Source organism: Kitasatospora sp. SC0581 (genome assembly GCF_048159585.1).
GTDB lineage: Bacteria > Actinomycetota > Actinomycetes > Streptomycetales > Streptomycetaceae > Kitasatospora.
The window spans coordinates 278386-302765 of sequence record NZ_JBLRWA010000004.1 but is presented as its reverse complement, the minus strand read 5'-3'; the positions used below and the strand labels follow the sequence as shown (position 1 = coordinate 302765).

Genomic DNA, 24380 nt, shown 5'->3' with positions numbered 1-24380 from the left:
CCCGACCCCTCTCCTCGTCCGCCCGCCCGCGCCGGGTTCTCAGTTGGCCTCGGCCGGCACGAGCGCCAGGATCCGCTCGTGGACCACCCGCAGCGTCGTCGTGTCGTCGATGTCCGCGAACAGCGACTCGTCCGCCGGGATGTGCGGGTACTGGTTCTGGAAGCCGTACAGCCACTCCATCAGGTCCAGCGAGTCGACGTCCGCGATGTGCTGCAGCGCGGCGTCCGCGTCGATCTCCTGCGCGCCGGAGACCGCCTGGAGCTGCTGGGCCAGGTCCTCGATCGTGGGAATCTGAGACATCAGTGATCGTTCCTCTCCTCGCCCACCCCCGTTTCCCGGGTGATGGGCACGTCAACGCGTCGAATGAACATGCCAGGAACAACCGCCGCCACCCCGCCCCGCACCCGTACCCCGACCACCCGCCCACCGGCCGACACATGCGGACGGGCGGGCAGGCGGACTGGCGGACGAACGGACGCGAGCGGGCCGGCAGACGGGCAGACGGAACCGGGCGCCTCGGCGACACCCCGCACAGGGCCCGGGCGAACCCGTACAGGGCCCGGGCGAACCCGCACAGAGCCCGGGTGAACCCGTACCCGCGGACCCGCACCGCACCGCTCCGGAGCACCCTCCCGGCCACCCGCACCACCCCACCGCCACCCGCACCACCGCACCGCCACCCCCGGCCGACCGGCCGACCGGCCGGCCGGCCCCCGGACACGCGCCCCCGCACCCCGCCCCCGGGAACACACCACACACGGCACCGAGGGGACGGACGAACGAGCGGACACACGGCCACAAGGAACGGACGGACGGACGGACAACAAGCAGGCGGAAACGACGAGCGGAACGGGCGGAACTGGTGGGACAGCCGGCGGGAGAACCCTCCGGAACAACACGGCACGACCCCCGGGAACAGCGGTCGACACCACCCGGGAACCGAAGCACCCCCCCGCGACAGGCCGTGGGGGCCGCGTGTCTTGCCGAAACCGCATGAAACCCGCCCCCACGCAACCGGCCCGCAACCCACCCACCCCCCGCCCCCTTGCGCACCGCTTGCGAGACACACGCTTACCTGACCCACAACACACCGCACCCGCACGCACACCACCCCGCCGTACCGGCCCGCACGGCGACCACCGCGCACCACCGGCCCGGCACCGCACCAGGCGCCACCGACCACCCGGCCGGACACCGCACCCGCCACCCCGGACGGCACCAACCACCCGGGACAGCGGCCGAGTTCAGCAAGACCACCCGGGCGTCACCCAGCCGCCCGACACGGCAGACACCGAAGAACCGCGAACGGCCGCACCGCCCGCCCCGGACGGCACCAACCAGCCGGGACAGCGGCCGAGTTCAGCCGGAACCACCGCCGCACACCGGACGGCACCCAGCCGCCCTGAACGACGGCCGGCCCAGCACCACACCACGCGGCACCGAACGGCCCGACCGTTCTCCCGGACGGCACCAACCAGCCGGGGTCGCGGCCGAGTTCAGCAAGACCACCGTCGGACACCGGACGGCACCCAGCCGCCCGCCGCCGGCACCAGGACAGCGGCCGGGCCTGTCACCCCGGCCCGCACCGGGCCGACCACCACGGAAGCGGCCCGACCGGGCCGCCCACCCGCCCACCCCGCACCGGCCGACCCACCGCCGTCCGACAACCCCACACACCCACAACCGTCAACCGAGGGGCCCCATCCCATGACCACCGTCGAAGCCCGCACCATCAACCCCGACGTCGAGGCCATCCGCCACCACTACGAGGTCCCCAACGAGCTCTACCGGCTCATCCTCGGCCCCACCATGATGTACTCCGGCGGCTACTGGGAGGACGGCGAGGACCTCGTCGCCGTCCTCGACGAGGCCCAGGAACGCAAACTCGACGCCTTCACCGACCTCGCCCGCGCCGCCCACACCGACACCGTCCTGGACATCGGCTGCGGCTGGGGCACCATGCTCAACCGCCTCACCACCGTCCACGGCGTCAAGAAGGCCGTCGGCGTCACCCTCTCCCGCACCCAGGCCGACTTCGTCGACGCCCTGAACAACCCCGCCATCGAAGCCCGCGTCGAAAGCTGGGAAGACCACCGCCTCGCCGACGGCCAGGCCCCCTACGACGCCGCGTTCTGCATCAACGCCCTCGAACACTTCGTCCTGTCCTCCCTCACCCCCAAAGAGCGCACCCAGCGCTACCGCGTCTTCTTCAAGCAGGTCCACTCCCTCCTCAAGCCCGGCGCCCGCTTCGTCCTGCACACCATGACCGTCGAGAACCCCCCACTGCGCCGCCAGCTCCTCGACGACCTCAAATTCCTCCAGCGCGAAGAGTTCGAAGGCTGCCACATCCCCCGCCTGCCCGAACTCGCCGCCGGCCTCGACGGCCTCTTCGAGGTCACCGAGATCCGCAACGAACCCGAGTCCTTCGCCCGCGCCTGCCGCGCCTGGCTCCAACTCCTCGCCGCCCGCCGCGACGAAGCCGTCACCATGACCGACGAGACCACCGTCGCCCGCTTCGAGCGCTACCTCGACATCTTCGCCTACACCCTCGAAGACCACATCTTCAACAACTTCCGCGTCACCCTCACCCGCCGCGCCTGACCCCCGGGCCCACCCAGGACACCCGAGACAAGGACACCGACGCCATGACCACCACCCCCGCCCCCAACCGCACCACCAACACCACCACCACCGGCACCGGCACACCCACCGACGCCAGCACCGGCACAGCCCCGGCGGCGGGGGTGGCCCCCACCCCCACCACCAACACCACGGGCACCAACACCGCCAACACCGGCACCGGAACCGGCACCGGCAAGGCCGGCACCGGCGCGGGCACGGCCACCGGAAGCAGCAGCACAGCCACCGGTACGGCCACCGGCAGCGGCACGGCCACCGGTACGGGAACCAGCACGGGCACGACCGGCAGTGCGTCCGCCTCCGGCACGGGCACGGCCGCCTCCGGCACGGGCGCCACCACGACCGCCCCCCGCACCCCGCCCCGCACCACCGGCACCGGCACCCGTACGGCCACCGCCGCGGCCATCACCGTCGCCGCCGCCGGCACCGAGCACGCCACCGCCCCCCACCCCACCGGCGACCTCGCCGTCCGCCACCTCAAAGTCGCCGTCATCGGCGCCGGCATCTCCGGCCTCGGCACCGCCATCGGCCTCCTCAAAGCCGGCATCGACGACTTCCTCGTCTTCGAACGCGCCACCGACCTCGGCGGCACCTGGCGCGACAACACCTACCCCGGCTGCGCCTGCGACGTCCAGGCCCACCTCTACTCCTACTCCTTCGCCCGCAACCCCGACTGGAAGTCCACCTTCGCCACCCAGGCCGAAGTCCACGCCTACCTCAAGGACTGCGCCACCCGACACGGCGTCGACCCCCACCTGCGCTACGACCACGAACTCCTCGACGCCACCTGGAACGACACCCACCACCACTGGGACATCCGCACCAAACACGGCCGCTACACCGCCCAAGCCCTCATCACCGGCACCGGCTACCTCTCCGACCCCGCCATCCCGAACATCCCCGGCCTCGACACCTTCACCGGAACCGTCTTCCACTCCTCACGCTGGAACCACGACCACGACCTGACCGGCCGCGACGTCGCCGTCATCGGCACCGGCGCCTCCGCCATCCAGTTCGTCCCCGCCATCCAACCCGACGTCAACCGCCTCGACCTCTACCAGCGCACACCCCCCTGGGTCGCCGCCAAACCCGACAAACCCAACACCCCCCGCCACACCTGGATGCTCCGCCACCTCCCCGGCTACCAGCGCTTCCGCCGCACCTTCAACAAACACGGCCGCGAAATCGTCGCGTTCTTCATGTCCCGCCCCTCCCGCACCACCGGCATGAAGAACATGGCCGCCGGCCACCTCAAGAAATCCGTCACCGACCCCGCCCTGCGCAAGCGCCTCACCCCCGACTACACCGTCGGCTGCAAACGCCTCCTCTTCTCCAACACCTGGTACCCCGCCATCCAGCAACCCAACGTCGACATCGTCTCCGACACCATCACCCGCATCGGCCCCACCCACATCACCACCACCGACGGCACCACCCGCCACATCGACACCATCATCCTCGCCACCGGCTTCACCGCCACCGACCGCCCCGTCGCCCACCTCATCCACGGCCGAAACGGACACACCCTCGCCGACACCTGGAACCGCGACGGCATGACCGCCCACCGCGGCACCACCATCCACGGCTTCCCCAACCTCTTCATGCTCCTCGGCCCCAACACCACCCTCGGCCACTCCTCCCAAACCGTCATGATCGAAGCCCAGATCACCTACATCCTCGCCGCCCTCAAAACCCTCCACACCCACCACCTCACCACCCTCGACGTCCACCCCCACGCCCAGACCACCTACAACAACACCCTCCAAAACCGCCTCAAAAACACCGTCTGGAACACCGGCGGCTGCACCAGCTGGTACACCGACACCAAAGGCAACAACCCCTCCATCTGGCCCACCTACACCTGGCGCTTCCGCCACCAAACCCGCACCTTCGACCTCACCAACTACCAAACCACCACCCACACCAACCACACCCCCAACCCCTAACCCACCACCCGCGGCCCGCACCCGCGGCCACGGCACCCACAGCCGCCACGGTCACCCGCCCACGCACGCCAACGGCCCACACGCCCACACCCGCACACGGCCACGGCCCGCCCGAACAAGGACGAGGACACACCAACAGGGCCAACAGGCACCGGGACACGGACAAGGCCAACGGACAACGGGGCAAGGACACGCGGACAGGGACAACAGGCACCGGGAACAAGAACAACGGGCAACGGACAACGAGCAAGGGGACAAGGGGACAACGGACAGGCCGGCCCACACCACGGACCGGCCACCCACCCCACAACAACACACAGCCCACGGCACGGGCACCGGGCACCAGGCACCAGGCACCAGCAGAAGCCAGCACGGCCAGGACCAGCGAAGCCAACGCGGTGAGACCCGAAGACCGGCAGGAACACCCAACACCGCCGGCACGGCAAGACCGAGAAGGCCGATGCGCTCGGAACGACGGGACCGGCAGGAACCACCGGCGACACCCGCAAGACCAGGGCCCCGAACCAGGGCCGACGGCAGGAACGGCCGGCAAAGCCCAGAGCGCTGGAAGCGGTCGGCACGGGCCAGCAGGAACGGCCGGCAAGGCCACGGCGATCAGATCAACAGGGCACCGGCCGGCAGAACCCGAAGACCAGCACGGCCCGAACCGACGAAGCCCGTGCACTGGCAACAACGACGCCAGTAGAAGCAGTCGGCAGAAGCAACCGGTACGACCACTGCGGTGAAACCGGCAGAAGCGGCCAGTACGACCGGCTGGAGCAGGACAGCAAGAGCGAAACGGCAGAGCCAGCAAGGCCGGCAGCCCCAGCAGGAACCAGTACGGACGGACGCCGTCGCAGTACAGCAACACCAGAAAAACCGACAGGGGGCCGAACAGGCCCGGCAGGCAGGCAGGGAAAGCAGGTCCCCGCACCACCGTCAACAAGCACGAAACGAACGGGACTTCACTTCGCCGACCGGCCCCATGGCCCGGTCGGTCACCCCTCTCCCGCACCACCCCGGACCAACAGGGCCGCCGCGACCCGCCCGCCCAAGGACACCACCCAGCGCACCCGGACACCACCGGACCACCGGCGGAACCACCCCAGGCACCACCCCGGACAGCCACAACCAGCCCGCCACGAACGGGACTTCAGGAATCACCCGCCTCGGGACGCCGTCCCCGAAGCCCCGCAGCAACCGGGCAGCACCACCGGACACCGACCACCCGGGACCAGCCGCGAACCGAAGACCGGCAACCAGACCGACCACGGCCAGGACCGGCAACCACCCGCACCACCGGACACCGGGCACCGCCGCCCGGCCAGGACGCCACCACCACCGGCCCGGACACCGCCCACAACCACCCCGGCGCTAAAGAGACTTAACACCCACCAGGGCACCCGCCCCGCAAGCCCCGCACCAACCAGGCCCGCCCACCACCCCCCACCACCAACCACCCACACCACCAAGGAGACCACCCCGCATGACCCACCCCGACCTCACCCGACGCACCCTCCTCACCGCAGCAGCCGCCACCATCATCGGCTTCAACACCACCACCCGCACCTGGGCCACCACCAACACCCCCACACCCCCCGGCCACATCGCCCCCCTACCCCCCCTCCAAGGCACCCTCACCACCAACCCCACCACCACCACCGCCCACGCCCACGACTTCGGCCGCCTCACCACCACCACCCCCTACGCCGTCCTCAACCCCGCCGGCCCCCACGACATCGCCAACATCATCAACTACGCCCGCCACAACGGCCTCAAAGTCGCCATGAACGGCCAAAGCGGCACCGGCAACGACCTCGAATCACACTCCAACTACGGCCAAGCCGGCGCCGCCGGCGGCATCAGCATCAACGCCCGCGCCCTCAACCGCATCCACACCATCACCCCCACCAACGCCACCGTCGACGCCGGCGTCACCTGGGCCCAACTCACCGACGCCGCCCTCGCCCAAAACCTCACACCCCCCTGCCTCACCGACTACCTCCACCTCTCCATCGGCGGCACCATCAGCATCGGCGGCATCGGCTCCACCGTCCACAAACACGGCCTCCAAGCCGACACCGTCGAATCCATCGAAATCGTCACCGGCACCGGCCGCATCCTCACCGCCACCCCCACCCGCAACCCCGACCTCTTCCACACCGCCCTCGCCGGCGCCGGCCAAGTCGGCATCATCACCCGCGCCACCGTCAAACTCATCCCCGCCCCCACACGCGCCCTCGTCCTCACCCTCACCTACAACGACCAACACACCTTCCTCACCGACCAACAAACCATCCTCAACGACGGCCGCTTCCCCTCCCAAGTCGGCGAAATCCTCATCCAACCCAACGGACAACCCCCCCGCTACAAAATCGAAGCCGTCGCCCACTACAACACCACACCCCCCAACCCCCAAACCCTCCTCACCGGACTCAACCCCACCACCACCGAAACCAACGACACCACCTACCGCGACTACACCTACCGCGCCGACACCTTCGCCGACACCATCAAAAACCTCGGCTACTGGAACGCCCCCAAACCCTGGCTCTCCCTCTTCCTCCCCGCCACCACCACCCCCACCTTCCTCAACCAAGCCCTCCCCCACATCACCCCCGACGACATCGGCGCCGGCCTCCTCCTCTGCTACCCCTTCCACACCAACAAACTCACCCACCCCCTCGCCATCACCCCCAACGAACCCACCACCTACCTCTTCGACTTCCTCGCCTTCCCCCACCCCAACACCAACCCCCAACCCGCCCTCACCCGCAACCGCACCCTCTACAACACCGCCACCCAACTCGGCGCCAAACGCTACCTCGTCGGCGCCATCCCCAACATGACCCAAACCGACTGGCAAAACCACTACGGCCCCCACTGGACCACCCTCACCAACGCCAAAAACACCTACGACCCCACCCACACCCTCACCCCCGGCCAAAACATCTTCCCCTAACACACAAAAAACACCCGGAATCCGCGTCCGGAGAAATAGGAAATCCCCCGTCGCACGCCCCCGTTCGCCGACCGAAAGGCCGAATTCCCCATGCACGCCATTCACCACACCGACCGGGCCATCCTGGACCACCCCACCCACGCCGTCTGGGAGGCCATCGTCGACGAACTCAACGGCAGGACCACCTGGTGGCACCCCCACAACACCCACCAGCCCGGTCCCACCGGCCCCCAGCAGGAGGGCGGCACCACCACGACCACCGTCCACACGGGTGGCGTCGGGAAGCCCGGTCCCAAGCTCCGGTTCACCTCCACGACCACCCACGCGACGCCCGACGCCCGGCTGACCCAGAGCCACACCGGCCACTTCCACGGCACTACGACGTACCAGCTCACGCCCCACAACGACGGCGCCCAGACCCTGCTCACCGTCACCTTCGCCACCACCCCGCACGGCCTCGCCAAGTTCCTCCACAAGCTGACCAACCTCACCGCCAAGCACACCACCGCCACCCAGCGCGCCCTGAGCAACCTCCGCCACCACCTCGACAACCAGAAGTAAGAACCGTCACCGGAAGAGGAAGAGGAGGCCCGCCGTGACCATCACCGAGATCCGCACGCTGCCCACCCGGCACGCCGTCACCACCACCGACCACACCGCGACCACCGACGACCACGCGCGGCTCGCCATCACCGTCCACCAGCCGGGCGAGCCCGACCCGAGCCGGCCGTTGGTGGTGCTCGTCCACGGCTGGGCCGCGTCCCGGACCGTGTGGCACGCCACCGCGAGCCAGCTGGCGGCGGCCGGGCACACGGTGGCCACGTACGACCAGCGCGGTCACGCCTCGTCGACGGCCGGGCGGGAGCCGATCGGCATCGAGCGGCTGGCGCGGGACCTGGACACCGTGGTCGGGACGCTCACCACGCCGGAGCGGCCGGTCGTGGTGGTGGGGCACTCCGGTGGCGGGTACGCGGCGCTGGCCTGGGCGGCGGGGCTGTCCGCGACCGGGCCGTCCGCCGCGAAGGGCGGGGCAAGTGTCAAGCAGCTGGCGGGACTTGTGCTGGTGTCGACGGCTTCGCACGGGCAGAACACGCCGGCGAACGAGGTCAAGATGATGGGGTCGAAGCTGTTCAGCCGGGCCCTGGGGACGCCATGGCTGGGCCGTCGGCTGCTCGGTGGGACGCACGGGCCGAGTGCCACCCTGGCGGCGCGGGAGGCCAACCGCCGGTTGTTCGCCGCCACGGTGCCGAAGGTCCGGGCCGCCTGTTTCGCGTCGACCCAGGAGATGGACCAGCGCGCGGGCCTGGCCGGGATCACCGCGCCGACGGCGGTCATCACCGGGACCGAGGACAAGATCGTGAAGCCCAGCTTCAGCCAGGAGCTCGCCTCGGCGCTGCCGCACGCCGAGCTGCACCGGATTCCCGGCACCGGCCACATGGTGCCGTTGGAGGCCCCGCAGCACGTCGCGCACCACGTCCACCTGCTGGTCACGGCTGGCCGCTGACGACCGTGACCACCACCGCCCCCGCCGGCGTCCTGGCCGCGCTGCTCCCGCCCCACGTCCACTGTGCCGAGTCCTTCGGTGACCCGTCCGAGGAGCGACTGCTGCCGTTGGAGGCGGCGTACATCCAGGACCGTTCGCCGCGCCGCCGACGGCAGTTCGCCACCGCCCGGGCACTCGCCCGCCAGGCGCTGGGCGCTCTCGGGCACCCGCCGGTGCCGCTGCTGCCGGGGCCCGGCGGGGCGCCCCGGTGGCCGGTGGGTGTCACGGGCAGCATCACCCACACGGACGGGTACACGGCCTGCGCGGTCGCCGGTACCGGGCGGCTCACCTCGCTCGGGATCGATGCCGAGCCCGCCCGGCCGCTTCCCCGGGGCGTGCTGCAGCTGGTCAGCAGCGCGTCCGAACGCGGCGGCCTGGCGGAGCTGCCTGAGGGCCAAGCCCCGTGGGACACCGTCCTGTTCAGCGCCAAGGAGGCCGCCTACAAGGCCGTCCATCCGCTGACCGGCACCTGGGCTCCACTCGCGGCCATCGCCGTCACCGTGCACGCCGACGGCACCTTCACGGCCCGGCACCCGCACCTCCCGGCCGTCCGCACCGGCTCCTGGGGCGTGCACCGCGGCACGGTCGTCACCACGCTCGCCCTCCCGCCGTCCCGGGCGGCCGCCGCGTGAGACGCCCGCCGCCTGCGGACCACGCCCGCCCCGCTCCTCGTTCGACGCCGGTACGGCTGGTGCCGAACGAGGGGCGGGGCTACGGGGTTTCGCCCTGATCGGTGTGGCGCGCGGCCGGTTCGCCTGCGGCGGGCGCGGCGGGGCTCTAGCGTGGCGTCGACGTTGTCGGCGGACGGAAGGGCGCTGAGGTGGATTTCCCGAGCAGGAAGGCCCTGGACGGGTTGACGGAGGCCGAGCACGGCGCGCTGGCGGCGATGCACGGCACGGTCAGCGGCCTGCACGCGGAGTGGCGCTCGGCGCTCGCCGTGGAGATGCGGTTGAGGTACTCGGCCGACGCCGCCGAGGGCCGTCGCGACGACGGGGACGACGGGGTGGCGCCGCGGCTCGACTACGAGGTCGCGCGGGAACTGAACGGCGCGGCCTTCGAGTTCTCGCAGGCGGTGGAGGTGCTGCTGTGGCGTACGGCCAGCGCGTACGCGGTGCTGGGCATCACCGTGCTGGACCGGCTGGTCGCCGGCAACCCGCCGCTGTCCGAGGGCGTGGTGGGGCAGCTGTGCGAGGAGCCGCTGCTCGGCGCGTTCGAAGCCGCGGTCGCCATCCCGGTCGAGCAGTTGCTCGTGGCCCGCGACGGCGCCGAGCAGGCGCATGCCCGCAAGGGGCGGCGGAGGATGGCCGCACTCGTGGAGCAGGCGTACGGGTGCCTGGAGGACGAGGCGCTGCCGGCCGCCGCAGGACGGGTCGCCGCGGCTCGGAGCCGTCTGTCGGTGGCGGCTCCGGAGGGCTTCGACGCGCCGTGGCTGGGCTACCTGGAGCCGCTGGTCGGACTCGCGCGGCAGGGGCCGTACGAGATCAGCGCGTTCCTGAGGCGCCGGGCCTGAGGCGACGGACCCGACCCGGCCGGGCCTCCCCGGCGGCGGCACGTGATGCGGCCTCCGGGGGGCCGGCTGCCGGGTGGACAGCAGGACCGACGTGGTCGGGCAGCCGGTCAGGCCGCCGTGGTCGGGGCGCCGGGGCGGTCGTCCTGTCGCGCGACGGCCACCGACCACTGCGGGAACTGCTCCGCGGGTGTCGCGGAGGAGGCGGCGGAGTCGGGGCGCGGCGACGCGGCGGGGAGGAACACGACGCGGCAGCGCCGGCACAGCCAGGTCGCCCGCCACACCTGGTGGAGCTGCTGCCACTGCTCGTAGGTCCGCGGCCACTGGTCCGCCGCGTCGCTCCGCCGGCTCCGGTGGGCGAAGTGGACGGCAAGTCCGATGCCCAGCAGGACCGCGGCGAAGAGGAACGCGCCGTAGTGGTAGCCGAGCTGGTACGCGGCGTCGTCGACGTCGGCGGCCTTGTCGCCGGAGCCCAGCGTGGTCAGTCCCAGCAGGCCCATCAGGCCGGCCAGGACGAAGAGGGCGACCGCGGCCCCGCTCGTGCCCCGGGGCTCGGACGGCATCGTCAGCAGCTCCCGCGTCGGCGGGTCGAGCGGCCGGTCGGAGTCCAGGAGGGCGAGGCGCACGGTGACGGTCTCGTCCGCCGCGGCGCAGGTCGGGCAGGTGGTGCTCATCGAGAGGTGGCTCCGGAAGTGGCGCGTGGTGTACGTGGTGTACGGAGGAGCACGTAGTACAGCACAGGGAACTGACTGCTCGTGCGACCGGCCCCGGAGCCGGGAGGCCGCTCCCGGCGGGAGGCGGCCGCGGCGGGTCACGACGGGTCACGGCTCGTCACGGCGCCAGGGCGCCTCCGGGGGCGAGGGCGAGGTCGGCGAAGCGCTCCGCGATCAGCCGGTGGGCCTCCGGGGAGGGGTGGAGGCCGTCGGGGAGCGGGTGGGCCTCGTGGTCGGGCTCGCCGTAGAGGGCCAGGCCGTCCAGGTGGTGGAGGTGGTGGTCGCCGTCGGCCCGGCGGTCGGCGACGATGCGGGCCAGTTCGGCGCGGATGACGGTGAGGGTGAGCCGGCCGGCGGCGACGTCGGCGGGGTCGCCGGTGGCTCGAAAGCGCAGGGTGCCGCTGCTGAAGTCGGGGGCGAGCGGGCCCGGCACGGTTTCGTGGAGCGGGCAGAGCAGCGGGGAGACGAGCAGCAGTGGCGTGCTCGAGTGGCCGTCCCGGACGGTGTCCAGGAAGCCGTGGACGGCCGGGGTGAAGGCGCGCAGCCGCATCAGGTCGGTGTTCACCAGGTTGATGCCGAGCTTGAGGCTGATCAGGTCCGCGGGGGTGTCGCGGATGGTGCGCGCGGTGAAGGGGTCGAGCAGGGCGCCGCCGCCGAAGCCGAGGTTGGCCAGGTCCAGGCCCGCACGGTTGGCGACCAGGGCGGGCCAAGTGCCGGTGGGGTGGGCGGCGTTGGAGCCGTGGCTGATCGAACTGCCGTGGTGCAGCCAGCGCTTGCGGGTGCCGGCCGGGACCGGCTCGACCGGGGCGTCGGTGTCGAGGGCGATCAGTTCGGTGGTCTCGGTGTGCGGGAGCCAGATCTCGACGGTCTTGTCCCGCTCCGGCAGGCCGGTGAACCGGGCGCTGCCGGACGGCCCTTCGGTCAGTTCGAAGCGGCCGGTGGCGAGGTCGACGGTGCGCAGGTTGCCGCCGGGGACGCCGGCTTGCGCGGTGAGCCGGCCGTCCACCAGGAGGTCGTAGACGCCGTCCGGGACGTTCGGGACGCCCGGGTAGGCGCGCTTGGTGGGGACGGCGTGCAGCGTGATCGTGGTGGCGCGGGTGCGGAAGGCCAGCCGGACGCCGGAGGGCTGGGACTCGGCCATCGCGAGCTGCTCGTCCGGGATCCGTCGGCGGGCGGCAGCGGGCAGGCGGTGCGGCAGCAGGCCGCGGCGGGTGTGTTCGACGTCGAGGTGGCCGTGGAGAAGGTCCTCGGTGACGGGGGTGGTGATCGTGGTCATGATGCTTCTTCGGTTCGTCGGTTCGTCCGGTCGTCAGACCGGGCTCATGGACGGATGGTCGGACTGGTCGTACGGACTCCGCCCGAGCGCAGCAGCGCGTCGAGGGAGTCGATGATCCAGTCCCAGGACTGCCGCGCGTCGACGGCGGTGTGGCTGAAGCCGCCGGCCGCCTCCAGGCTGATGTAGCCGTGGAAGACGCTGCCGAGCATCCGCACCGCGTGGGTCTGCTCCGGCTCGCCCAGGTCGTAGCCGCGCAGGAGCGCCCTGGACATCTGGGCGTGCCGGACGCCCGCGCTGGCGGCGGCCGTCTCGGCGTCCAGGCGCAGGCGGGTGGCGTCGTAGCGGCCGGGGTGGCGGGCCGCGTAGTCGCGGTAGGCGTCCGCGAAGGCGGCGAGCGCGTCGCGGCCCGCCCGGCCGGCGAGGGCGTCGGCGACGAGGTCGGCGAGTTCCTCCAGGGCGTACAGGGCGATCCGGGTCTTGAGGTCCTGGGAGCTCTTGACGTGGGAGTACAGGCTGGCCGTCCGGACGCCGAAGCGGCGGGCGACCGCGGCGACGGTCACCTGGTCGAAGCCGACCTCGTCGGCGAGTTCGGCGCCCGCGACGACCAGGCGTTCGACGGTCAGCCCTGCCCGTGCCATGTGCGTTCTCCCGTACGGTCGCGTCGGTGGCCTACGGACAGTATGGGATTGCCTAAATGGTTTAGGCAAATGGAAACGACCTGCTCAGCCCGCCAGGATCACCGTCTCCGCCGGCCCCGAGAAGCCCGCCGCCTGCGGCTGGCTGCCCGTGGCGGCCAGCCGGCGGTGCTCCTGCGGACTGACGCCGCGCACCCGCTTGAAGGCCGCCGAGAGCGCGAAGGCGTTGCTGTAGCCGACCTTGCGGGCGGCGAAGGCGACGGTGCACTCGGGCTCGCGCAGCAGGTCGGCGGCGACCGCCAGGCGCCAGCCCGCCAGGTACGCCATCGGGGGCTCGCCGACCAGGGCGGTGAAGCGGCGGGCCAGGCCGGCCCGGGAGACCCCGACCCGCTGGGCCAGTTCGGCGACCGTCCACGCGGTGGCCGGGTCGTCGTGCATCAGCCGCAGCACCGGGCCGACCACCTGGTCGTGCTGGGCGCGGTACCAGGCGGGGGCACCGGAGTCGGGGGCGGCCAGCCAGGAGCGCAGCACGGAGACCACCAGCAGGTCCAGGATGCGGTCCAGGACGAGCTCCTGGCCGGGCTCGTTGCGCCCTATCTCGGCGGCCAGCAGGTGCACCAGGGTGTCGTCGGCGCCGGTGCCGGCCGGGCGGACCAGCAGTGCGGGCAGGCAGCCCAGCAGCCGCTGGCCGATCTCGTGCTCGGCCTGGTAGGTGCCGGACAGCACCACCGAGGAGGCCCGGTCGCCCTCCCGCCCCTGGCCCCAGGTCCGGACGCCGAGCGACATCACCTCGGAGACGTCCACCCCGCCCTTGGTGCAGACCTGTCCCGGGCCGACGATCACGTCCACCGGGGTGTCCGGATCGTCCGCCACGGTGTACGGCTCCGGGCCGCGCACGATCGCCACGTCCCCGGGGTGCAGCAGCAGCGGGGTGCCGCGCTCGGGCAGGATCCACGCGTCGCCGCGGACCATCGTCACGACCGAGAGCGGGGCCCGGTCCTCGATCCGCAGCGACCACGGCGGGGTGAGGATGGAGCGCAGCAGGAACGCGCCACGGGCCTTGGGGCCGTCGAGGAGTCCCGTCAGAGTGTCCATGCCGCCAAGTGTAGACGTCGGCACATCATTTGACGCTTCGTCATTTGAGAGACTCTTGAGTGATCGAGGTGGCCCGCACCGCCCCGATGCCGGATGATCTGCCCACGGGGTATGGACCGAGACACGGCGAACGCGATACGGCGGTACGGCAGTACAGCGGTACCGACAGCGAGAAGTGAGGGGCTCACGACGATGGAAACGGCACGCACACTCGTCCTGGTGGCGGCCACTGTCACCTGTGGACTGACCGCGGGACTGTTCTACGGATTCTCCTGCTCGGTCATGCCCGCGCTCGCGCGGGCCGAGGACCGGACCTTCATCGAGGTCATGCAGCGCATCAACAAGGCGATCCTGAACGGCTGGTTCGTCCTCGGCTTCGTCGGCGCCCTGCTCGCCACCGCGGCCGCGGTCGCCCTGCACCTGCCCTCGGACGGGCACGACGTCCTGCCCGCGACCATCGCCGCCCTCGTGCTGTACATCGCGATGATCGGGGTGACCCGCTCGGTCAACATCCCGCTGAACGACGAGCTCGAGGCCGCCGGGTCGCCCCAGCGGATCGCCGACCCGGCCGCGGTGCGCAGCCGCTTCGAGGCGCGCTGGGTGCGCTTCAACGTGCTGCGCACCCTGCTGTCGACCGGCGCGCTGGCCTGCCTCGCGTGGGCACTGATCCTCAACGGGCAGAGCTGACCGGCCCCGACCCGCTCGACGGGCGGAGCCGACCGGGCCGAGCCCCTTCGACGGCCGGCCCGGACCCGCTCAGCAGCCGGGCCGAGCCCGTTCGACGGGCGGCCCCAGCGCGCCGCCCGTCCCCCGCCACCCTCTGCCGCCGGCCCGACTCAGCCGCAGAGGGTGGCGAAGCCGTACCCGCGCGCCTTGAGCGTGGAGATGATCGTCGGCAGCGCGGCCACCGTCTGACTGCGGTCGCCGCCGCCGTCGTGCATCAGGACCACCGATCCGGGACGGACGTTGTCCAGCACCCGTGACCGGATCGCGGCCGTGCCGGGGCGGGACCAGTCCGCCGGGTCCACCGACCAGAGCACGACCTGCTTGCCGAGCGCCGCGGCCTTCGAGCGCACCGTGCTGTTCACCGCGCCGTACGGCGGGCGCAGGCAGCTCGGGGTGCGGCCGGTCCGCGCGCGGATCGCCCGGTCGGTGTCGGCCACCTGCGCGTCGAGCGCGGCGGCGGAGAGCTTGCGCAGGTCCGGGTGCGACCAGGAGTGGTTCTGCACGCTGTGGCCCTGCTTGGCGACCTGCGCGGTCACCGAGGGGTGGGCGGCGACGTTCTGCCCGATCTCGAAGAAGGTCGCGCGCACCCCGTACCGGGCGAGCGTCGCCAGGACCTTGGGCGTGTAGGCGGGGCTGGGGCCGTCGTCGAAGGTCAGGTAGACCACCTTGCCGCCGTTGGCGCCGGCCGCCTCCGCCCCGGTGGCGGGCAGGGCGACCGCCGCTCCCGCCGCCAGGGCGACGACGAGCGCGCCGATCGCGGTCCGGATCCTGCCGACTGCCGTTCGCCTGCCGGGTCGTACGGTCATGTCTGCCCCCTGCGGTCGGAACTCCCGTGCACCGGCCGCCAGTCTGCTCCTGAGGGGCCGTCCGCCGCGACCCTCCGTCGATCGCGAGCGAACGGAACCGGCCAGTGGGTGCGCCGGGTGGCGAGCACCGCCGGGCACCGCGGGTATCGGACATGCCGAGGCCCCCGGCGGGGTTCCGCCGGGGGCGCGGTGCGGGGGTTCGGCGTTCAGCGCCCCGCGCGGCCGTGCAGCACCAGGGAGCGGGTCAGCGCGAACAGTCCGCCGGCGCAGAGCGCGGTGCGGAGCATGTTGACCGGGACCCAGGTATCCGCGAACTTGGCCCGTACGGCGGCCAGGTCGTGGATCTGCGCCGGGTCGCCGGCCGCCGCCAGCTCGTTGTTGAGCGGGATGTTGACGCCCATGGTGACGATCAGCGCCACCACGTACAGCGCCGTCGCGGCCGCCGCCCAGAGCGCGGCCTGGCGCCGGCCGGCCTTGTGCTGGAGCCAGGCGGCGATGCCGGTGGCGAGGAACGCGCCGACGAAGACCAGGCCGAACAGCCCGTTCCCGTCGATCGCCTTGTTGATCTGCTGCATCGCCGCCACGTAGGTGTGGTCGTCGCCCGCCGCGAGGCCCGGCATCACCGAGACGTCGAAGGCGAAGAACAGGCCCGCCATCAGGCCCATCGCGACGGTGGCGCCCACCAGGAGCGGCCCGGCGGCCTTGCTCCGGGTGGCGGGCACGGCCGGGGCCGTACCGCCCGGCGCGAGGCCGGTGAAGGACTGTGCGGCGGTGTAGGAAGCAGGGGTCGCGGTCTGATTCGAGCGCATCGGTTTTCCTTCGGTCTCCCCGGTCCCCGCCCGACGCGGGGACCCTCCCGGTGTCCGGGCCGCCGACCTCCTCACCGCTCCCGGCCGGGGCCGGGTGTTCGGTCAGGCGGTCGGCGCCGCCCGGCACCGACGATCAAGTGGACTGCCGTACGGACGGCAGGTGTTGCCCTTCTGGCTGGTCACGCGTTCCACACGCCCGAGGCGGCGGCCTCGCGGGCGTAGTCGGCGAAGTCCCGCGGCTCGCGGCCCAACGCCCGCCGCACCCCGTCGCCCAGCGACGCGTTGCGGCCGTCCAGGATCACCGAGAACAGCTCCGCGAAGTCCGCCGGCAGCCCCGCCGCCTCCAGCACCCCCCGGTACGACTCCTCCGACACCGCCTCGAACCGCACCTCACGCCCCGTCGCCGCCGACAGCTCCACCGCCACGTCCGAGAACGACAGCAGCCGCGGCCCCGTCAGCTCGTACACCTCCCCCGCGTGCCCCGCCTCCGTCAACGCCGCCACCGCCACGTCCGCGATGTCCTCCGCGTCCACGAACGGCTCCACCGCACCACCCACCGGCAACGCCAACTCCCCCGCCAGCACCGGCTCCAGGAAGAACGACTCACTGAAGTTCTGGTTGAACCACGCGCACCGCACCACCGTCCACGCGGCCCCCGACTCCATCACCGCCTTCTCCCCCGCCTCCGCGGCCTCCTCACCGCGCCCCGACAGCAGCACCAGCCGCCCCACCCCGCGCTCCGCCGCCAACCGCGAGAACGCCCCCACCGCCTCCACCGCACCCGGGAACGCCAGATCCGGGTAGTACGTCAGATACGCCGCACTCACACCCTCCAACGCCCCCTCCCACGTCCCCTCGTCGTGCCAGTCGAACGGCACCGCACCCGAACGCGACCCCACCCGCACCCCGTACCCCAGGGCCGTCAGCCGGTCCGCCACCCGGCGACCCGTCTTCCCCGTCCCACCGACCACCAGCACGACACCGGACTCGACCGCGAGATCCACCACACCAGCCATCACAATCACCCTCACTCGGAGTAGGAGCCTGTTCGGATCGGCGGACCCGCCGGTGTTCGTGAACCCTGCGCGTCCGTCCTTGTGCTCACCAGTCAAGGCCACTCCGGGCCGGCGAACCATAGCCTCCGCACTCAGTTCCATGCGCGAGCGTCTACACCCCCGCCGCGCCCCCTCCGCCCTCCACCAGAACACACCCAAGCCCCCACGAACCACCCGTCTCGACCCCTCCTCCAGCAGCCCTTGAGCATCCGGCCGGACACTCCGCCGGAGTGGGCCCGGGTGGTGGCCATCGGTTGAGCACCCGGTGCCGGGCGGGGCGCTGCCGGGGGGCGGCTCAGCGGAAGGCGGCGATGTTCTCGGAGACCCAGCGGTGGAAGGGCCTGGCGGGGGATCCGGTGACCGTTTCGACGGTGTCGCGCACCTCGAGCAGCTCGTCGTTGACGTCGCCGCCCGTCACGTCCAGCACCGCGTCCGCGGCCTCGGCCCCCAGGAGCGCGGACAGTTCCCGGTGGGCCTCCGCGCGGCCGGTCTCCGCGACGGGCACCTCCCGCCCCAGGGCCGCCGCGACGGCCTCCAGCTGCTGCCGGGCCGTCACCCGCCGCGGGCCGGTCAGCGCGTAGGTCCGTCCCCGGTGGCCGGGTTCGGTGAGCGCCACGCGCGCCACCGCCGCGATGTCCGCGGGGTGGACGGTGGGCAGCCCGGTGTCCGCGTACGGCACGCGGACCGTCCGGCGCTCGCGGATCGCCGGCGCCCACCACAGGGCGTTCGAGGCGAACTGCGTCGGCCGGAGCACCGTCCACGCCATGCCGCTGTCCATGAGCAGCCGCTCGACGGCGGCGTTCTCGCGGGCGGGGCCCAGGTGCGGATGCGTCTGGACGGTGATGGACGACACCAGCACCACGTGCTCGACACCCGACCGGCGGGCGGCGGCGAGGATCTCGGCGTCGGAGCCGATCCGCGACACCAGGAACAGCGAGCGCACCCCGTCGAGGGCGGACGCCAGGGCGGCCGGGTCGGCGAAGTCGCCTTCGCGCACCTCCACCCCCTCGGGGAACCGGGCCCGGGCGGCGTCACGGGTGAGGGCTCGGAGGGGACCCGCCCCGTGCGCCCGCAGGTCCTCCAGCAGGGCGCGTCCGATGTTCCCGGTGGCTCCGGTCACAAGAATCATGGGCCTTCTCCTGTCATCTGACGACTGGTCGGAGGGAAGGCTAGGAATTCAAGCCGACTTGAGGTCAAGTAGATCGCCGAGGAGGCACCCGGCAGCAGCCGCACGAGGTCCTGAGCCTGCTCCCCGAACGCGACCGCGCACGGCGCACCCGCGATGTCGCCACGGCCCGGCTACGACAGGTCCGGTAGGGGGCGGTGGAGACCGGTCGGGCATGATGCCTCGGTGTTCTACGAAGATCTGACCGAGTACACCTACAACGCCAAGGACTATTTCGACGAGCCGGAGCCCGGGTTCCGCGCCCTCTGGTACCGCCCCGCCTACACCCGGTTGAACGTCGGCTGGCTGGAGGCCGGCCAGCCCTATCCGACCGGGAAGGTGCCCGCCGAGTTCACGGCGAAGCTGAGGGCCGTCCAACAGGTGCAGTGGATGAACGTCTGCCTCGGGCTGCACGACTGCGACCTGTGCCCGCCGGGCGACGAGTACCCGGAGGGCAACGGCGAGATCCGGATCCCGGGCGCGCCGCCGATCGCCTATGCGGCACCGTTCCTGATCACCCACTACATCACCGCGCACGACTACCGGCCGCCGACCGAGTTCATCGACGCCGTCATGGCGGTCGACCTCGACGCGTGGGCGGCGGCGCAGTGGCCCGAGGTGCCCTTCCCGTGGGTGCCGGAGGAAGGGGTCGAATGGCTGCTGGAGTAGCAGCGCCGCGGGCGGAGGTGTCCGGCGAACCGGACTCCTCCGCCCGCGGCGGGGGCTCAGCGGACCATGGCCGCCAGGACGCTGCGCCAGTCCTCGCCGGGTTCGGGGGCGAGGGGAGCGGCCAGGGTGTCCGCGCGGTAGTGCCAGGGGCGGCGGAGGTCCTCGTCGGCGTCGGGGGCGGTGGCGATGGGGCTGTCGGAGCCGAGCAGGCGGACCAGTTCCGCGGTGAACTCGGGCCAGGAGACGTGTCCGCTCACCGCGTTGACGACCCGGCCGGCGGCGGGGTGGTCGGGGGTGAGGCAGGCGGTGAGGGCGCGGGCCAGGGCGGCGGCGTGCACCCAGGACGCGCCGTACCACTCGTCGTCGGCGGGCAGGCCGATCGGGCGTCCGGCCAGGGCGGCCTGGTAGAGGGCGCCGGTGGAGCCCCAGCGGAGCTGGTCGCGCAGGCGGTGGTGCGGGCCCCAGACGATCGGGGCGCGGACGGCGACGGCCTGGCCGCGGCCGGTGGCGGCGGCCTCGAAGAGGATCCGCTCGCTGTCCAGCTTGGCCTGCCCGTACGGGGTGACCGGCGCGCTGCTGGGGCCGCCCTCGGGGACCTCGGTGCCCGGCGGGCGGCCGTACGCGTCGATGCTGCTGACGAAGACGAACGGGCCGCCCCGCCAGCCGTCGACCAGCGCGCGCATCGCGGCGAGGTCGGTGGCGTGGTCGGTGAAGGTGCAGGCGGAGTGGATGACAGCGTCGACGCCTTCGACGGCCCGGCGCAGGCTGTCGAGGTCGCCGAGGTCGCCCTCCGCCACCTCGGCGCCGTTCAGCGCGGGCAGGTGCGCGGACTCGGGCCGGACAAGCACCCGGACCGGCCGGCCCTGGGCCATCAGCTCCTGGAGCACGGCCGCGCCGACCCCTCCGGTGGCACCGGTGAGCAGGACGGTGCCGGTGCGGGCACCGGTGCTCCGCGGGCGGGCGCCGGCCTGGGCGAGGGCGGCGCTGCGCTCGTCCGCGCGGGTGGCGAGCAGGGCGGCGAGGGCACGCGGGGTGCGCTGCTCCAGGATGTCGAGGCCGGTGAGCGGCAGCCCGGTGCGGGTGCGCAGGCGTTCGGCGAGCTGGACGGCGATGAGGGAGTGGCCGCCGAGGGCGAAGAAGTCGCCGTCGGCGGGCGGGGTCGCGCTGAGCAGTTCGCCGAACGCCTGCCGGACGACGTCCAGCGGGCCGCCCTCCAGCGGAGCGGCACCGGACAGCGGAGCGGTGCCGGAAAGTGCGGCGGTGCCGGGCTGCGGGCCCGCGCCGGGCAGCCGGTCGCGGTCCGGGGTGCCGTCCGGGAGGCGGGGCAGCCGGTCCAGCAGGGTGACCGCACGCGGCAGTTCGGCGGCCGGCAGGTGCCCGCGCAGGGCGGCCCGCAGGGCACTGCCGGTCGGCGCGACGGGCCCGCGCACCACCGCGTAGGCGAGCGGCGGGCCGTCGGGGTGCTCGACGACGGCCGCCTCGACCACCGCGGGATCGGCCGTGAGGGCGGCCGCCACGGGGTGTTCGGCGGCGGCCAGCCGCTCGCCGGGCAGTGCGGACAGCGCCAGGTCCGGGTTGCCGGCCACGGCGGTGAGCAGCGCGGCGAAGGCGTCGGCGAGCCGGGCGGCGGTGGTCGCGTCCAGCGCGTCCCGGTCGTGCTGGACCAGGACGCGCGGCCGCGGGCCGTCCTCCAGCAGCAGGGTGAGGCCGAACTTGGCCAGTCCCAGATCGAGTTCGACGTTCTCGGTGTCGAGGCCGGGCAGCACCAGCGGGTCGGCGATCCGGAGCAGGTCGCAGCTGACCGAGAGCAGCGGGGTGCCGTCCGCCCCGCGCGAGGCCGCGCCGAGCCGCTCGACCACGAGGTCGAACGGCACCTCGTGGTGCTGCTGGGCGTCGAGCAGGGCGGTGCGGACGAGACCGAGCAGTTCGGCGAACGACGGGTCTCCGGACGGATTCGTCCGCACGGCGAGGGTGTTGACGGCGAGGCCGACGGTCCGGCGGAACTCGGGCCGCGCGCGGTGGCCGCTGGCGCAGCCGAGGACGAGGTCGTCCTGCCCGGAGGCGGTGCGCAGCACGGCGAACGCGGCGGCCAGGACGACGGTGTACAGCGTGGCGCCGTGCCGCGCGCCGAGGACGCGCAGCCCTTCCACCACGGAGGGGTCCACCGGGGCGGCGTGCAGGGCGGCGCGGCGCTCGCGGGCGCCGGGTGGGACGGGCCGCAGCAGCGACAGCGGCCGGGCTCCGGACAGACCGGCCGCGAGGGTGTCGGCGGCGGCCGTCAACTCGGCCTCCCGGGCTCGCTCCTGGCGGGCGTAGTCGGCGTACGAGGGGGCCATCGACGGGAGTTGGGCCGGAACCCCCTCGCATTCGGCGCGGTACAGCGCGGCGATGTCCGAGGCGATGAACGGCAGCGAGCCGCCGTCCACCGCGATGTGATGGATCGTCAGCAGCAGTGTGTGGTCCTCGGGACCGTGCCGCAGCAGCAGGGCGCGCAGCACCGGGCCGGCGGCGAGGTCGAACGGGCGGGCGGCCTCGGCGAGGAGCTGCTCGGGGCCGGTGGCGTCCAGCACCGGCAGCGGCACCGGGGCGACCGGGTCGGTCTGCTGGTAGGGCTGGTCGCCCCGGCGCGGGTAGCGGGTGCGCAGGACGGCGTGCCGCTCGGTCAGGCCGGTGATCGCGGCGGCGAGGGCGGCCTGGTCGAGCGGGCCGCGCAGCCGGGTGGCGATCGGCACGTTGTAGAGGGCGCCGCCCTGGCCGAGGTGGTCCATCAGCCACATCCGCTGCTGGGCGTGCGAGAGCGGGGCCGGCTCGGCGGGTGCGGCCGGGCCGCCGGGCGCGACGGGTCGGGAGGGGGCGGTGGCGGTGCGGCGGCCGCGGGCGCGGCGCAGCAGGTCGGTCTGGTCGACGGTGCTCATCGGTCGGCTCCGGGGGTGTCGTCGGCGGCCCGCAGGGCGCGTTCCAGCAGGTCGGCCTGGGCGGCGACGGTCGGGTGGGCGAGGAAGTCGGCGAGCGACAGCTCGACCCCGAGGTCCTCGCGCAGGTCGTCCACCACCCACATGGCGAGCAGCGAGTGGCCGCCCTCGGCGAGGAAGTCGGCGGCCGGGTCGGTGATCGGGCGTTCCAGGGCCCGGCTCCACGCCTCGGCGACGACCTGCTGGATCGGGCCGAGGCCGGCGCCGGTGGCCGGGTGTGCCCCGGTCGGCCCGCCGCCGGCCGGGTGCGCGTCGGCCGTCTCGTTCACGGGCGGGTGCGCGTCGGCCGCCCCGTCGACGGCCGTCTCGTCCCCGGCCGGGTGCGCCCCGGCCCGCTCGTCGGCGGCCAGTGCCCGCCGGTCCACCTTCCCGCTGCCGGTCAGCGGCAGCGCGGCGAGCACGGTCCAGGCGGTGGGCACCAGGTGGGCGGGCAGCTGCTCGGCCAGCCGGGCGCGCAGCGCCTCGACGGCCGGGCGGGTGCCCTCGGCGAGCACCAGGCAGGCGGTGAGCGCGGCGTCGGGCTGCCCGGCCCGGCGGACCACGACCGCCGCCTCGGCGACCTCGGACAGCTGGAGCAGCGCGTGCTCGACCTCGCCGGGTTCGATCCGGTAGCCCCGTACCTTGACCTGGTCGTCGGTGCGCCCGTGGTACTCCAGGGAGCCGTCCGGCAGTTGGGCGACCCGGTCGCCGCTGCGGTAGGCGCGTCCGATGCCCGGCAGTTCGCGGAAGCGCTCGGCGGTCAGCTCCGGCCGGTCGAGGTAGCCGAGGGCCAGCCGGTCGCCGGCGATCCACAGTTCGCCGACGGCGCCCGGCGCCACCGGCGCGAGGCCCTCGTCCAGGACGTAGGCGCGGGCGCCGCCGAAGGTCCGGCCGATCGGGACGGAGCCGGCGCAGTCGGCCGGGGTGACCCGGTGGACGGTGGTGAAGGTGGTGGCCTCGGTCGGCCCGTACCCGTTGACCAGTTCGAGCCAGGGGAAGGCCCGCAGCACGGCGCCCGCGTGCTCGGCGGAGATCGCCTCGCCGCCGACGACCAGGGTGCGCAGCACGCCGAAGATCCGGGAGCGCCGGGCGGCCAGGTGGTGGAAGAGCGCGGTGGTGAGGAAGACGGTGGTGACGCCGAAGCTCTCGACGTCGCGGACCAGGTCCTCGGCGCTGGGCCGCTCGCTCGGGGAGACGGCCACGGCGGCGCCGCGGGCGAGCGGGGCCCACAGTTCGAAGGTGGCGCCGTCGAAGGAGACGGTGGAATGGAAGAGCACCCGGTCGCGCGGGCCGAGGACGACGGCGTCCTCGGCGGTGACCAGGTCGGCGACGGCGCGGTGCGGGACGAGGACGCCCTTGGGGCGGCCGGTGGAGCCGGAGGTGTAGTAGAGCAGGGCGGGCGCGGCCGGGTCGGCGGCGTCGGGCGCCGTGCCGTCGGTGGCCTCGGTGCCGCGCTCGGTCAGCACCAGGGTGAGCTCCTCGGGGAGCCCGGCCTCGGCGAGCAGCCCCTTGTCACCGAGAACGAGCCGGAGGTCCGCGTCGGCGGTGAGTTCGGCGATCCGCGGGCGCGGGTAGGCCGGGTCGATCGGGACGGCCAGGGCGCCGGCCCGCCAGACGGCGAGCTGGGCGACGACGTACCGGGTCGAGCGGGCGCACAGCAGGCCGACGGCGCTGCCGGGGCCGATCCCCCGGGCGGCCAGGACGGCGGCCAACCGGCCTGCGGCGTCGACGAGTTCGCGGTAGGTGAGGACGGTGGAGCCGTCGGTCACGGCGAGCGCGTCGGGCCGGCTCTCGGCCTGCCGGGCGACCAGGGCGGGCAGGTCGGTCAGGGCCAGCTGGTCGGTCGCAGCAGACCGGGCCGCGGCGGGCGAGGACATGGTGG

The 24380-nt window shown here is 73.2% G+C and carries 20 protein-coding genes; 9 read left to right on the top strand and 11 right to left on the bottom strand.

Annotated elements, in window-relative coordinates; genetic code table 11:
* Positions 1-39: 39 nt before the first annotated feature.
* Positions 40-300 (bottom strand): hypothetical protein, encoded by a 261-nt coding sequence (locus tag ACLWS4_RS10615; RefSeq protein WP_049656300.1) that lies wholly within the window; start codon positions 298-300, stop codon positions 40-42.
* Between the two features lie 1407 nt (positions 301-1707).
* Between ACLWS4_RS10615 and ACLWS4_RS10610 the strand changes: the two genes are divergently transcribed.
* The 7 genes from ACLWS4_RS10610 to ACLWS4_RS10580 all read left to right on the top strand — a co-directional run bounded on the left by ACLWS4_RS10610 (position 1708) and on the right by ACLWS4_RS10580 (position 10601).
* A complete protein-coding gene (locus ACLWS4_RS10610; protein ID WP_074006253.1) occupies positions 1708-2601 on the top strand; it encodes a class I SAM-dependent methyltransferase in 894 nt (297 codons plus the stop codon).
* 44 nt (positions 2602-2645) lie between these two features.
* Positions 2646-4586, top strand: coding sequence for a flavin-containing monooxygenase (locus tag ACLWS4_RS10605; RefSeq protein WP_416873897.1), 1941 nt, complete (start codon positions 2646-2648; stop codon positions 4584-4586).
* 1486 nt (positions 4587-6072) lie between these two features.
* Entirely contained in the window at positions 6073-7548 is a 1476-nt protein-coding gene (locus ACLWS4_RS10600; RefSeq protein ID WP_117485437.1) for an FAD-binding protein, read from the top strand.
* Between the two features lie 90 nt (positions 7549-7638).
* Positions 7639-8109, top strand: coding sequence for an SRPBCC family protein (locus tag ACLWS4_RS10595; protein ID WP_074004792.1), 471 nt, complete (start codon positions 7639-7641; stop codon positions 8107-8109).
* 34 nt (positions 8110-8143) lie between these two features.
* The gene (locus ACLWS4_RS10590) at positions 8144-9052 is read left to right on the top strand and encodes an alpha/beta fold hydrolase (protein WP_416873896.1); all 909 of its coding nucleotides are present in this window, start codon (positions 8144-8146) and stop codon (positions 9050-9052) included.
* Positions 9053-9057: 5 nt separating this feature from the next.
* Entirely contained in the window at positions 9058-9723 is a 666-nt protein-coding gene (locus ACLWS4_RS10585) for a 4'-phosphopantetheinyl transferase family protein (protein WP_416873895.1), read from the top strand.
* A 188-nt stretch (positions 9724-9911) separates the two neighbouring features.
* The gene (locus ACLWS4_RS10580) at positions 9912-10601 is read left to right on the top strand and encodes a hypothetical protein (RefSeq protein WP_416873894.1); all 690 of its coding nucleotides are present in this window, start codon (positions 9912-9914) and stop codon (positions 10599-10601) included.
* A 107-nt stretch (positions 10602-10708) separates the two neighbouring features.
* On the opposite strand, the gene ACLWS4_RS10575 is transcribed toward ACLWS4_RS10580, so the two are convergent.
* From ACLWS4_RS10575 to ACLWS4_RS10560, 4 genes are all read right to left on the bottom strand, one after another.
* Positions 10709-11272: a hypothetical protein gene (locus ACLWS4_RS10575; RefSeq protein ID WP_416873893.1), complete on the bottom strand. Its 564-nt coding sequence runs from the start codon at positions 11270-11272 to the stop codon at positions 10709-10711.
* Positions 11273-11429: 157 nt separating this feature from the next.
* Positions 11430-12587: a GDSL-type esterase/lipase family protein gene (locus tag ACLWS4_RS10570; RefSeq protein ID WP_416873892.1), complete on the bottom strand. Its 1158-nt coding sequence runs from the start codon at positions 12585-12587 to the stop codon at positions 11430-11432.
* Positions 12588-12631: 44 nt separating this feature from the next.
* A complete protein-coding gene (locus ACLWS4_RS10565; protein WP_416873891.1) occupies positions 12632-13225 on the bottom strand; it encodes a TetR/AcrR family transcriptional regulator in 594 nt (197 codons plus the stop codon).
* Positions 13226-13309: 84 nt separating this feature from the next.
* Positions 13310-14317, bottom strand: coding sequence for an AraC family transcriptional regulator (locus ACLWS4_RS10560; RefSeq protein WP_049653291.1), 1008 nt, complete (start codon positions 14315-14317; stop codon positions 13310-13312).
* 219 nt (positions 14318-14536) lie between these two features.
* Between ACLWS4_RS10560 and ACLWS4_RS10555 the strand changes: the two genes are divergently transcribed.
* On the top strand, positions 14537-15004 hold the full coding sequence (locus tag ACLWS4_RS10555) for a DUF1772 domain-containing protein (RefSeq protein ID WP_310593231.1): 468 nt from the start codon (positions 14537-14539) through the stop codon (positions 15002-15004).
* A 149-nt stretch (positions 15005-15153) separates the two neighbouring features.
* Here ACLWS4_RS10555 and ACLWS4_RS10550 read toward each other — a convergent pair whose 3' ends face one another.
* The 4 genes from ACLWS4_RS10550 to ACLWS4_RS10535 all read right to left on the bottom strand — a co-directional run bounded on the left by ACLWS4_RS10550 (position 15154) and on the right by ACLWS4_RS10535 (position 18842).
* Positions 15154-15849, bottom strand: a complete 696-nt coding sequence (locus tag ACLWS4_RS10550; RefSeq protein ID WP_049653289.1) for a polysaccharide deacetylase family protein — start codon at positions 15847-15849, stop codon at positions 15154-15156.
* 206 nt (positions 15850-16055) lie between these two features.
* Positions 16056-16658, bottom strand: a complete 603-nt coding sequence (locus tag ACLWS4_RS10545) for a DUF1772 domain-containing protein (protein ID WP_049653286.1) — start codon at positions 16656-16658, stop codon at positions 16056-16058.
* Positions 16659-16837: 179 nt separating this feature from the next.
* A complete protein-coding gene (locus ACLWS4_RS10540; RefSeq protein ID WP_181970918.1) occupies positions 16838-17674 on the bottom strand; it encodes an NmrA family transcriptional regulator in 837 nt (278 codons plus the stop codon).
* Between the two features lie 334 nt (positions 17675-18008).
* On the bottom strand, positions 18009-18842 hold the full coding sequence (locus ACLWS4_RS10535; protein ID WP_416873890.1) for an NAD(P)H-binding protein: 834 nt from the start codon (positions 18840-18842) through the stop codon (positions 18009-18011).
* Between the two features lie 222 nt (positions 18843-19064).
* Between ACLWS4_RS10535 and ACLWS4_RS10530 the strand changes: the two genes are divergently transcribed.
* Positions 19065-19547 carry a hypothetical protein gene (locus ACLWS4_RS10530; protein WP_416873889.1) on the top strand — a complete coding sequence of 161 codons (483 nt, stop codon included), beginning with the start codon at positions 19065-19067 and terminating at the stop codon, positions 19545-19547.
* Between the two features lie 56 nt (positions 19548-19603).
* On the opposite strand, the gene ACLWS4_RS10525 is transcribed toward ACLWS4_RS10530, so the two are convergent.
* Positions 19604-22462 (bottom strand): condensation domain-containing protein, encoded by a 2859-nt coding sequence (locus ACLWS4_RS10525; RefSeq protein ID WP_416873888.1) that lies wholly within the window; start codon positions 22460-22462, stop codon positions 19604-19606.
* Positions 22459-24375 (bottom strand): non-ribosomal peptide synthetase, encoded by a 1917-nt coding sequence (locus ACLWS4_RS10520; protein WP_416873965.1) that lies wholly within the window; start codon positions 24373-24375, stop codon positions 22459-22461. Before ACLWS4_RS10520 ends, ACLWS4_RS10525 begins: the two co-directional genes overlap by 4 nt.
* Positions 24376-24380: the final 5 nt, after the last annotated feature.